We start from the raw sequence: 11699 nt of genomic DNA, 5'->3' as shown, positions 1-11699 counted from the left end.
TCTATAAGGAGAGCCCCATGGCTACCGTGAAAGTCGACAAATCCAATTTCCAGGCAGAGGTTCTCAACGCGTCCGAACCGGTCGTTGTCGATTTCTGGGCAGAATGGTGCGGCCCCTGCAAGATGATCGCTCCGAGCCTCGAAGAGATCTCGAACGAAATGGCCGGCAAGGTGAAGATCGCCAAGCTGAACATCGATGAAAATCCGGAACTCGCCGCACAGTTCGGCGTGCGTTCGATCCCGACGCTCGCTGTCTTCAAGGGTGGCGAAGTGGCCGACATCAAGGTTGGCGCCGCGCCGAAGACCGCGCTCACCAGCTGGATCGCCGGAGCAGCCTGAACGGCTGCCACACGTCTATCGAGACAAGAAAGCCCGGTTTTGCCGGGCTTTTTTCATGTCGGGATGGAGCCGTTCTGGGCCAGCACATTGCCGGCGAGATAAAGTGACCCGCCAATCATGATGCGCGGCGGGGCAGAGTCCGCACTGCGTATGCGGATGGCTTCCAGCGCTTCGCCCACAGAACTCATAGGCAAGGCCTTCAACCCTGCCTCTGCTGCGGATTGGGCAAGAGCCACCGGATCCAGTCCAACATCCGAACCAAGGATCGGAACGGTATAAACATCGTGGGCGATGTCAGTGAAGGCTCGGAAATATCCGATCGGGTCCTTGGTGTTGATCATGCCGACAATCAGGTGCAGCGGGCGTGCCTGCTTTTCTTCCATTGCAGCCATGGCTTCGGCGATTACTTCACCGGCGCCAGGATTGTGTCCGCCGTCCAACCAGATCTCGGCGCCGACGGGGGCGTGATCGACAAGGGCACCGTCCGTCAGTCTCTGCAAACGTCCAGGCCATTCGACCGACAGCATCGCCTTTTCGGCGATTTGGTCGGTTACGGGGAAGCCAGCGGCTTTTACAGCGCGAATGGCGGTCGCTGCGTTGCCGATCTGATGACGCCCAGGCAGGCGGGGAAGCGGCAGATCCATCAGGCCGAATTCGTCCTGATAGACCAGGCGACCGAATTCTTCATAGCCGAGAAAATCCTGGCTAAACACGGTGAGCGGACAGCCGAGCCGCTCGGCGGTGCTGATCAGCACATCCTTTGCGCCGTCGAATTCCTGGTGGCCGATGACCACCGGCGCGCCACGTTTCATGATGCCTGCCTTTTCCGCCGCGATCAGTTCGACGCGATCGCCGAGGTAAGCCTGATGGTCGAGGGAAATCGGCTGGATGATTGACACAGCTGGCTTTTCGATCACATTCGTCGCATCAAAGCGGCCGCCCAAACCCACTTCAATGATCGCCACGTCGGCAGGCTGTTCCGAAAACAGAATAAAGGTGACGGCCGTGAGGATCTCGAAGACCGTGATTGGTTTGCCGCCATTGGCGTCGGCAACACGGCGCAAGGCATCGGCAAACAACTCATCCGCGACGAGCCTGCCAGCGCCGCCCTTGACTCCGATGCGATAACGCTCATGCCAGCGCACGAGATGGGGCGAGGTATGGACGTGGACCGAAAGCCCCTGCGCTTCGAGAAGGGCACGGCAGAAGGCTGTCGCGGAGCCCTTGCCATTGGTGCCGGCCACGTGAATGACGGGCGGCAGGCGCGTTTGTGGATTTCCCAGCACGTCCAGCAGACGGCGGATACGGTCGAGCGAGAGATCGTATCCCTTGGGGTGCAACCCCATGAGCTTTTCGATCTCTGCGTCGGCCAGGCTGACGATAGGGGCTGTCATCACATGTGTTCCGCTGCCGCGGCCTCGACGGAATGGGGTCTCAGGCCGACGCCTTGGCTGCCGGCACCACAGCTGCAGTGTCGTTTGCCGGACGCTTGGTCATAATCTTGAGAACGCGGGCGAGTGTGTCGGGAATGTCATGTCGCTTGACGACCATGTCGACCATGCCGTGCTCCAGCAGATATTCCGAGGTCTGGAAACCTTCGGGCAGCTTTTCGCGGATTGTCTGCTCGATGACGCGCTTGCCGGCAAAGCAGATTTCGGCACCGGGCTCGGCGATGTGCAGATCACCCAGCATCGCATAGGACGCGGTGACGCCACCGGTCGTCGGATTGGTCAACACGACGATATAGGGCTGGCCGGCTTCCTTCAGCATGTCGACAGCAACCGTCGTGCGTGGCAGCTGCATCAGCGAAAGGATACCTTCCTGCATACGGGCTCCACCGGAAGCCGGGAACATCACCAGCGGGCACTTTTCCTTGATGGCGCGCTCAAAAGCCTTCACGATCGCTTCGCCGGCGGCAATGCCGAGCGAGCCACCCATGAAGTTGAATTCGTGCACGACGGCAACGAGCTTCATACCCTGCACTGTGCCGACGCCAGCGAGGATCGTGTCTTCTTGCTCGGTCTTCAGACGGCTGTCCTTCAGTCGATCGCTGTATTTCTTCGAATCGCGAAACTTGAGCGGATCCTGGGCCACCTTCGGCTGCTGAAGCGCCTCGTACTGGCCACCATCAAACAGGTCGATCAAACGCGCCTTGCCCGGCATCTTCATGTGATAGCCGGAGGCCGGGATGACCCACTTGTTCTCTTCAAGGTCCTTGTGGAAGACCATCTCGCCCGTTTCCGGGCACTTGATCCAGAGATTTTCCGGAACTTCGCGGCGGCCGAGCATAGAATTGATGCGCGGGCGAACATAGTTGGTGATCCAGTTCACGCGGTGTACTCCTGACGTTTCCAGCTCATATGGGAAAGTTATTCGGCAGCAGCAAGGCGTGCACTGCGCACGCCGCTTGCCAGGCCGCGAACCAGCGTGACGACGGCCTGCACCGTATCCGCCGTGGCTTTCCCGTCGGTGGTAAGATTGGTGGCGACCTGATTGACGATGGCCGTGCCGACGACGACGCCATCGGCATTCGCGCCGATCAACCGCGCATGTTCGGCGGTCTTGACGCCAAAGCCGACGCAGATCGGCAGGTCGGTATGTGCCTTGATCCGCTGGACGGCGCCCGATACGCGGGACGGATCCGGCAGTGAGGAGCCGGTGATACCGTTCATCGAGACATAGTAGACGAAACCGGAGGTGTTCTCGAGCACCTTGGGCAGGCGCTTGTCGTCCGTGGTTGGGGTCGCCAGACGAATGAAGTTGATGTCGCGGCTGCGGGCTGGGATGCAGAGTTCGTCATCCATTTCCGGCGGCAGATCGACGACGATCAGTCCGTCGATGCCAGCGGCCAGCGCGTCGTCGAGAAAGCGTTCGACGCCGTAGACATAGATGGGGTTGTAATAGCCCATCATGACGATCGGTGTGTCGTTGTCGGTCTTGCGAAACTCACGGGCGAGATCAAGCGTGCGAACCAGCGTCTGGCCGGCTTTCAGCGCGCGCTGACCTGCCAGCTGGATCGCCGGGCCATCGGCCATCGGGTCGGAGAAAGGCATGCCCAGTTCGATGACGTCAGAGCCGGCTTCTGGCAGGGCCTTCATGATCGCGAGCGAGGTCTCATAGTCCGGATCGCCGCCCATGAAATAGGTGACGAGTGCCGGACGGCCCTCTGCCTTCAAGTCCGCGAAGCGCTTATCCATACGAGCAGTCATGATCAGAGCCCCATTCCCAGAATCTTGCCTACGGTGAAGATGTCCTTGTCGCCGCGACCGCAGAGATTCATGACTATGATCTGGTCTTTGTCCATGGTCGGCGCACGCTTGATGACTTCGGCCAGTGCATGGCTCGGTTCAAGCGCCGGGATGATGCCTTCGGTGCGCGTCAGCAGCTGGAAAGCAGCCAGCGCCTCGTCATCCTTGATCGGCACGTATTCGACACGGCCCATGTCCTTGAGCCAGGAATGTTCAGGGCCAATGCCGGGATAATCGAGGCCAGCCGAAATCGAATGGCCTTCCTTGATCTGGCCGTCGGAATCCTGAAGCAGATAGGTGCGGTTGCCATGCAAGACGCCCGGACTACCAGCTGTGAGCGAAGCGCAATGCTCTTCGCCTTCCAACCCCTTGCCGCCCGCTTCGACGCCGACGATGCGCACGCTGGCGTCATCAAGGAAGGGATGGAACAGGCCGATGGCATTGGATCCGCCACCGACGGCTGCGATCAGCATATCCGGCAGGCGGCCTTCAACGGCCATAAGCTGCTCGCGCGTTTCGCGTCCGATGACCGATTGGAAGTCGCGCACCATTTCCGGATACGGATGCGGCCCAGCCGCGGTGCCGATCATGTAATAGGTGTCATCGACATTGGTGACCCAGTCGCGCAGGGCCTCGTTCATGGCATCCTTGAGCGTGCCGTGACCCGCCGTCACCGGCTTTACCTCGGCACCCAAAAGCTTCATGCGGAAGACATTCGGCGCCTGGCGCTCGACGTCGGTCGCGCCCATGTAGACGACGCAAGGAATGCCGAAGCGGGCAGCAACGGTGGCAGAGGCCACACCGTGCTGGCCGGCACCGGTTTCCGCAATGATGCGTGTCTTACCCATGCGCTTGGCGAGCAGGATCTGGCCGAGGCAGTTGTTGATCTTGTGCGAACCGGTGTGATTGAGCTCGTCACGCTTGAAGTAGATTTTCGCGCCACCGAGCTCTTCAGTCAGGCGTTCGGCGAAATAAAGTGGGCTTGGACGACCGGTGTAGTGCGTATTCAGATGCGCCAGTTCAGCCTGGAATTCCGGATCCGTCTTTGCCTTTTCCCATTCTGCCTGCAGATCCAGGATCAGAGGCATGAGGGTTTCGGCAACAAAGCGACCGCCGAAGATGCCGAAACGGCCGTCTTCGTCGGGACCTTCCCGGAAGGAATTCGGTTTGGGTGACTGGTTCACTTCACACTCCCTGATACCGGCTGTGCGCGACTTGCCTCGGCAACGGCCGCAAAAAACTCGTCCATCATCTGCAGATCCTTGACACCCGGCGCGGATTCTACGCCAGAAGACACATCGATCGCACGCACTCCAGTCTCTCGCAGGGCCTCTGCGATATTGGCCTTGTTCAGGCCTCCGGAAAGCATGTAATCCACGCTGTCGTCAAGCGAACGCAGCAGGCTCCAATCGAATGGAACGCCATTGCCACCAGGCAAATCAGAACCTGACGGTGGTTTGGCATCGAAAAGAAAACGATCGGCAATGCCGATATAGGGCTCGATACGCCTCAGGTCATCGGCGTCCCGGATGGAAAATGCCTTCATGATCGGAAGACCGGTTACAGCCTTCACGGTGAGAAGGCGTTCCGGGCTTTCGTGGCCATGGAACTGCAGAATATCCGGACGCATCAGCGCGATAATCTCGTCGAGATCGTCATTGTCCGCATCGACGGTGACAGCGACGCTCTTGACCCGGCCGCGAACGCGATCGACAAGCGTGCCGGCGATATCAGGCTCGATGTTCCGAGGGCTCTTTTCGAAGAAAATGAAGCCGATATGGCTTGCGCCACGGTCGGCCGCACGATCGACAGCCTCCGGCGTCTTCAGTCCGCAGATCTTTATATCGGGTCTCATGGCAGCGAAGTCGCACGAAATCAAAAAAGAGTCGAGCCAATTTGCGACACAAGCGGAAAGGTCGCGGGCCAGTCAGGCAAAGTCGATGGCGTGAAGGGCCGACCCGTGGCGCTTCAACCAGGCCTTTGCCTCGTCCATCCGTGGGCAAAGCTCCTTGCAGAGCGCCCAGAAGGCCGGGCCATGATTCATCTCGCGCAAATGCGCGACTTCATGGGCCGCGAGATAGTCGATGACTACAGGGGGTGCCATGACGATGCGCCAGGAGAAGCTGAGCTTGCCATCCCAGGAACATGAGCCCCAGCGGCTGCGGGTATCCTTGAGGGTCATGCTCTTCACCGGCTTGCCGACATTCCTCGCATGGAGTGCCACGAGACGCTCCAGATCACGACGTGCCTCCTTCTTGAGGAAATCGGCAACACGACGGGGCAAATGGTCCTCAAGACCGCTGACACTCAGGATATGGCCGATTTCACTGTCAATCGACTGGGTAAGCCCCCGCAACTGCCCTGTATGGACGATACGATGGGGAATACCTCGAAGCAGGATCTCACCACCATCTTCGATACTTCCTGCTGTTTTCTGTCGCTTGAGCTTGGTGCTGAGCCAGCCCTGGTGCCGATCGAGAAAGTCGTTGATGTCGCGTTCGCGCAGGCCTGGCGGAATCGTCATCTTCAGAGCACGGCCGCCCGGCTCGATGCGCAATGTAATCCGGGTCGCGCGACTGTTCTTGCGAATGGTCAGCGGAATGGACTGTCCGTCAACGGCAATCGCGCGCTCCAGCTGGATTGCCGGGGCTCTTTGCGGTTTCAGCTTTTTCAGCAAGGGAAACATGATCTGCGTTCTAGCCGATTCGTGCCGTTGTCGGTCAGCAAAAAAGGCCGGCGCAAGAGCGCCGACCTCGATCTTATCAGGAGGGGTTCAACCAGTTAGTTGCCGGTGAAGCCCTGGGCCGACCCGCCCTCACCTGCCGTCTTCATCTGCTGACGGTCACGCATGAAGCGGTCGAATTCTTCCTGATCCTTGGCCCGGCGCAACTCGCGGGCATAAGTGTCAAAATCGGCCCGCATCTCGTCGAGACGGCGGCGTTCTTCATCGAGACGCTCGAGTTCGGCCTTGCGCCAATCGTCGAAGGCGACATTGCCGGTCGAAGCAGAGGCGCTGTAGCTGTTCGTGCGGCACCAGGCGAAAGCATTGTCTGCCTTGCGGTTGGCTTCCCGCTTGAAACTTTGGAACTTCTCGCCGAACAGGATGTAGGCAAGCATGGCCAGACCGAGCGGCCAGAAGACCACGAAGCCCAGCACCATCAGGGCGACGGTTGCCGGAGTCCAATCCGGCCGAAGCAGTGCTGACTGGTTCATCATCGATAACCTCGTTTGCGCGGACGGCGGAATGCCGTCCGATGCTTTCGATGTGGGAAATGGCAGCCTGCGCTTCAAGAAAGAAGCGGACCCAATCGGAGAACCGACTGAATCCGCTGCTTAAATTCGAAATGACGAAAATGTCAGAGGGCTTTGCCGCCCTTGATGACGCGCTTGACCGGCGTCGTTGCCTTGGCCTTCTTGCCATGGGTCAGGGCAAACTGGATAATGCGCGGAGCAATCTCGCGGCGGAAACGGGACCCGTTGAAGACACCGTAGTGCCCGACATCCGGTTGCATGTAGTGCATTCGCATGTGCTCGGGGATGTTGGTGCAGATTGTCTGCGCCGCCTTCGTCTGACCAACGCCGGAGATGTCGTCGTTTTCGCCTTCGACGGTCAAAAGCGCGACGTTGCGGATCGCTGTCATATCGACACGCTTCGTGCGATGCATCATCTCACCCTTCGGCAGGGAATGCTTGATGAAGACTGTGTCCACGGTCTGCAGATAGAATTCCGCCGTCAGGTCCATGACCGCCAGGTATTCGTCGTAGAAATCGCGGTGCTTCTCGGCCGAGTCCCCATCGTTCTTGACGAGGTGCATATAGAAGTCCTTATGGGCAATCATGTGCCGGTCGAGGTTCATCGACATGAAGCCCGAGAGCTGCAGGAAGCCCGGATAGACCTGGCGCATGAAACCCGGCTGTGGCCACGGCACCTGCATGACGACATTGTCGCGGAACCATTCCAGCGGCTTATCCTGGGCCAGCTGGTTTACGGCCGTCGGGTTGATACGCGTGTCGATCGGACCACCCATCAGGGTCATCGAGGATGGCGCACAGGTATCACCGTCATCTTCCATGACTGCCACGGCGGCCAGCACGGGAACAGAAGGCTGACAGACGCCGACAACATGGGTGTCAGGACCAAGGTGGTGGAGTATGTCGATGACATAGTCGATATAGTCGTCGAGGTCGAAATCACCTTCGGTCACCGGCACCATGCGGGCATCGATCCAGTCGGTGATATAGACGTCTGCGCTCTGGATCAGAGCCTCGACAGTCCCCCGCAACAAGGTGGCATAGTGACCGGACATCGGCGCCACGATGAGAATCCTGGGGCCCTTGTCGACCCCTGCCGACAAATGTCGCTTGAAATGAATCAGATCGCAGAAGGGCTTACGCCACACAATTTCTTCCTCGACCGTGACGGTCTCGCCGTCGACGGTCGTGTTCGGCAGCCCGAATGCGGGCTTCCCATACCGCCGTGTGACCCGTTCGAAGACTTCGAAGCCAGCGGAGAAGGAGCGCCCAACGACCGTGTGCGACCAAGGGTTCAACGGGTTTTTCCAGGCAAGATTCATCGCGTCAGCGGATGCCCGAAATGGTGCCATGAATGCGTGGTTCAGTTCGTAGAGCTGATAGAACATGGGTTCTGTACCTTTTTGCAGGACCATGGCGGTCCGTGTTCATACGCCACACTAACAGACTTTGTGCGCTGCAAAAGCCCGGATTTTTCCTGTGGGCGCTGCAAAACAAGCCTGAGACAGCAGATGATGGGCGAAAAGCCTTAAGGTTCCATCCCAGACATTTGGCCAATTGGAAATCTTGGGTTCGCCCTAAAATGCGGGCTCTGCCCTTTTCGAGGTTTTCGAATTGATGTTTGGTCAGTTCGTCATCCCATGACACGAGTGAAGGAACACCATGACCACCAGCAATCACCGCCAGTCCGAGTTCAATGTCGATCCGATCTTCCTCGATCGGTGGTCTCCCCGTGCCTTCGACGGGAGCACGATGCCAAAAGAAGACCTTCTTGCCATTCTTGATGCGGCTCACTGGGCGCCGTCTGCATTCAATTATCAGCCTTGGCGTTTCGTCTATGCGCTCAAGGGAACGGCGGAGTTCGAGAGGTTTCTCGACATTCTGGCGGAGTTCAACCAGGGCTGGGCGAAGAATGCATCAGCCCTCATCTTCATCTTCTCCGACACATTGAGCCGCCCGGCGGATGGTTCGGAGCCAAAGCCCTATCGGAGTCATAGTTTCGATGCGGGTGCCGCCTGGGGTCTTCTGTCACTTCAGGCCATCAAGTCTGGGTATTTTGCCCATGCCATGACCGGCTTCAGCTTCGACCGCGCGCTTTCTGAACTTGGTGCTCCAGACGGCTTCCACATCAACGCAGCTGTCGCGATCGGCAAGCTGGGAGACAAGGAGGCCCTGCCCGAGGGTCTGCGATCAAGGGAAACGCCGAACCAACGCAAGGCATTGGCAGACGTTGCGTTCGAAGGAGGTTTCTGATCGCTCCAGTCATGGTTTCACGTGAATCACGTTAACCATGGTCGGCGATATATCCGTTCACAAGGAAATGGCCGCGTCTCACGACGCGGCCATTGTCATTTCCGGATTGCTCGAACGGATCAAATGTCGAGGTTTGCGACGTTGAGCGCATTCTCCTGGATGAAGTCACGGCGCGGCTCAACTTCGTCACCCATCAGGCGGGAGAACAAACCGTCCGCATCGGTCGCATCGTTGACCTTCACCTGGAGCAGCGACCGGACGTTGGGATCGAGCGTGGTTTCCCAGAGCTGCTCGGCGTTCATTTCGCCCAAGCCTTTGTATCGCTGCATGGAGAGGCCCTTGCGGCCTGTTGCAAAGATCGAATCGAGCAAGGCGCGCGGCCCGGACATTTCCGTGCGGCCATCTTTTCGCATCAAAACCGGCGGCGCGGCATAGATGTCGCGCAGGCGCGCCGACATCTGATCCATATGACGGGCGTCGGCGGAACCGATAAGGGCCACGTCGACAGCAGCCACTTCCTTGACGCCGCGGACCATGCGTTCGAAGCGCAAACCACCTTCGTCGGTCACGAAACCCTGCCAGCCACGCTCGGTCTCTTCTGCGATCATATCAAGTCGACGAGCGACTTCGGCAGCGGTCGCTTCTGCCTGCTGGCGATTTCCAGTCAATTCGGGATTCAGGGCGCCGGCAATGGCCGCCTGTTCGATGACATTGCGATTGTAGCGGGAATGCAGGCTGTCGATCAGCGAGCGGATGCGCAGCGCATCCTGGATCACGTCGCGCAGGTCCTGCCCTGCCCTCACCTCGCCATTGGAGAGCGTCAGCGTCGCTTCTTCCAGACCCATGGTGATCAGGTAGTCTTCCAGCGCCTTTTCGTCCTTCAGATACTGCACCGACTTGCCACGCGCCACCTTATAAAGCGGCGGCTGGGCAATGTAGAGGTGGCCGCGCTCGATCAGCGCCGGCATCTGGCGGAAGAAGAAGGTCAGGAGCAGCGTGCGAATATGCGCGCCGTCGACATCAGCATCGGTCATGATGATGATCTTGTGATAACGCAGCTTGTCGGCGTTGAATTCGTCCTTGCCGATCGACGTACCGAGAGCCGTGATCAGTGTCCCGATTTCCTGGCTCGACAGCATCTTGTCGAAGCGCGCGCGCTCAACATTCAGGATCTTACCGCGCAGCGGCAGGATCGCCTGATTTTCGCGCGAGCGACCCTGTTTGGCCGAACCACCTGCGGAGTCACCCTCGACGAGGAAGAGTTCAGACTTTGCCGGATCACGTTCCGAGCAGTCCGCAAGCTTGCCCGGCAGAGACGCAATATCGAGCGCACCTTTACGACGGGTGAGTTCGCGGGCTTTGCGAGCGGCCTCACGGGCAACGGCAGCTTCAACCACCTTGCCAACGAGGATCTTCGCTTCGGTCGGATGCTCTTCGAACCAGGTGCTGAGGGCCTCGTTGACGAGGTTTTCAACAACGGGGCGGACTTCCGAGGAAACCAGCTTGTCCTTGGTCTGCGAGGAGAACTTCGGATCGGGGACCTTGACCGACAGAACAGCCGTCAGGCCTTCGCGGCAGTCTTCGCCCTGCAGCGACACCTTTTCCTTCTTGGTGATCCCGGAGGAATCCGCATAGGAGGTAACCTGGCGGGTCAGGGCGCCGCGGAAGCCGGCCATATGGGTGCCGCCGTCGCGCTGGGGAATGTTGTTGGTGAAGCAGAGGACGTTTTCGTGGTAGCTGTCGTTCCACCACATGGCGACTTCGACCGTAATCCCGTCCTTCTCGCCCTTGATGGCAACCGGCTTGTCGACCAGTGGCTTCTTCGAGCGGTCGAGGTAACGCACGAAGGCTTCCAGACCACCGTCGTAAAGCATTTCTTCCTGACGGATATCGGACTTGCGCTTGTCGGTCAGAAGGATGCGAACACCGGAATTCAGGAAGGCGAGCTCGCGCAGGCGATGCTCAAGCGTTCCGTAGTCGAAATCCACATTGGTGAAAGTCTCGGTGCTGGGCAGGAAGGTGACTTCGGTGCCTGAGCGACCTTCATATTCGCCGATCACTTTCAACGGACCGTCGGCGACGCCATGGGTGAAGGTAATTTCGTGCAGCTTGTTGTTGCGGCGGATCTTCAGGTTGAGCTTGACCGAGAGCGCGTTCACGACCGAAACGCCCACGCCATGCAGACCGCCTGATACCTTGTAGGAGTTCTGGTCGAACTTGCCACCGGCATGCAGCTGGGTCATGATGACTTCCGCTGCGGACACGCCTTCGCCTGTATGGATATCGGTCGGAATGCCGCGTCCGTTGTCGGTGACTGTTACCGATCCGTCCGCGTTCAAGGTAACGGTAACGATATCGGCATGACCGGCCAGCGCTTCGTCGATGGCGTTGTCAACGACTTCGTAGACCATGTGATGCAGGCCCGAGCCGTCATCCGTGTCACCGATATACATGCCGGGGCGCTTTCGAACGGCGTCGAGCCCCTTCAGCACCTTGATCGAATCCGCGCCATATTCGGCCGGTCCGGCATTTTCCTCGATCGGCAAGTCGGTCATTCAGCAATCTTTCCAGTCATTTCTCAAAGGTTCCGCTGAACCGAATCAGCGGC

11 protein-coding genes are annotated in these 11699 nt (G+C 59.0%); 2 read left to right on the top strand and 9 right to left on the bottom strand.

From position 1 onward, the window contains the following. Positions 1–17: 17 nt before the first annotated feature. Complete coding sequence (gene trxA / locus DMY87_RS11400; protein WP_110791403.1) at positions 18–338, top strand: thioredoxin; 321 nt, start codon at positions 18–20, stop codon at positions 336–338. A gap of 53 nt (positions 339–391) precedes the next feature. On the opposite strand, the gene DMY87_RS11395 is transcribed toward trxA, so the two are convergent. The 8 genes from DMY87_RS11395 to DMY87_RS11360 form a co-directional block, all read right to left on the bottom strand. Then, positions 392–1732 (bottom strand): bifunctional folylpolyglutamate synthase/dihydrofolate synthase, encoded by a 1341-nt coding sequence (locus DMY87_RS11395; protein WP_245408893.1) that lies wholly within the window; start codon positions 1730–1732, stop codon positions 392–394. Between the two features lie 40 nt (positions 1733–1772). Further along, a complete protein-coding gene (gene accD, locus DMY87_RS11390; protein ID WP_110791402.1) occupies positions 1773–2669 on the bottom strand; it encodes an acetyl-CoA carboxylase, carboxyltransferase subunit beta in 897 nt (298 codons plus the stop codon). 38 nt (positions 2670–2707) lie between these two features. Next, entirely contained in the window at positions 2708–3547 is an 840-nt protein-coding gene (gene trpA / locus DMY87_RS11385) for a tryptophan synthase subunit alpha (RefSeq protein ID WP_110791401.1), read from the bottom strand. A 2-nt stretch (positions 3548–3549) separates the two neighbouring features. After that, the gene (trpB, locus tag DMY87_RS11380; RefSeq protein ID WP_110791400.1) at positions 3550–4770 is read right to left on the bottom strand and encodes a tryptophan synthase subunit beta; all 1221 of its coding nucleotides are present in this window, start codon (positions 4768–4770) and stop codon (positions 3550–3552) included. Then, a complete protein-coding gene (locus DMY87_RS11375) occupies positions 4767–5441 on the bottom strand; it encodes a phosphoribosylanthranilate isomerase (protein ID WP_110791399.1) in 675 nt (224 codons plus the stop codon). The genes trpB and DMY87_RS11375 overlap by 4 nt, the downstream gene beginning before the upstream one ends. Positions 5442–5513: 72 nt before the next feature. Further along, positions 5514–6272, bottom strand: a complete 759-nt coding sequence (locus tag DMY87_RS11370; protein ID WP_110791398.1) for a M48 family metallopeptidase — start codon at positions 6270–6272, stop codon at positions 5514–5516. 95 nt (positions 6273–6367) lie between these two features. Continuing rightward, on the bottom strand, positions 6368–6799 hold the full coding sequence (locus DMY87_RS11365; protein WP_110791480.1) for a DUF2852 domain-containing protein: 432 nt from the start codon (positions 6797–6799) through the stop codon (positions 6368–6370). 143 nt (positions 6800–6942) lie between these two features. After that, the gene (locus DMY87_RS11360; RefSeq protein WP_110791479.1) at positions 6943–8226 is read right to left on the bottom strand and encodes a polyhydroxyalkanoate depolymerase; all 1284 of its coding nucleotides are present in this window, start codon (positions 8224–8226) and stop codon (positions 6943–6945) included. Positions 8227–8500: 274 nt separating this feature from the next. On the opposite strand from DMY87_RS11360, the gene DMY87_RS11355 reads away from it, so the two are divergent. Continuing rightward, positions 8501–9091 (top strand): nitroreductase family protein, encoded by a 591-nt coding sequence (locus tag DMY87_RS11355; RefSeq protein WP_110791397.1) that lies wholly within the window; start codon positions 8501–8503, stop codon positions 9089–9091. A gap of 119 nt (positions 9092–9210) precedes the next feature. Here DMY87_RS11355 and gyrB read toward each other — a convergent pair whose 3' ends face one another. Further along, positions 9211–11646: a DNA topoisomerase (ATP-hydrolyzing) subunit B gene (gyrB, locus tag DMY87_RS11350; protein ID WP_110791396.1), complete on the bottom strand. Its 2436-nt coding sequence runs from the start codon at positions 11644–11646 to the stop codon at positions 9211–9213. Between the last annotated feature and the right edge of the window lie 53 nt (positions 11647–11699).

The organism is Peteryoungia wuzhouensis (assembly GCF_003205195.1).
GTDB classification, from domain to species: Bacteria; Pseudomonadota; Alphaproteobacteria; order Rhizobiales; family Rhizobiaceae; genus Allorhizobium; species Allorhizobium wuzhouense.
This window is presented reverse-complemented; position numbering and strand designations above follow the sequence as displayed.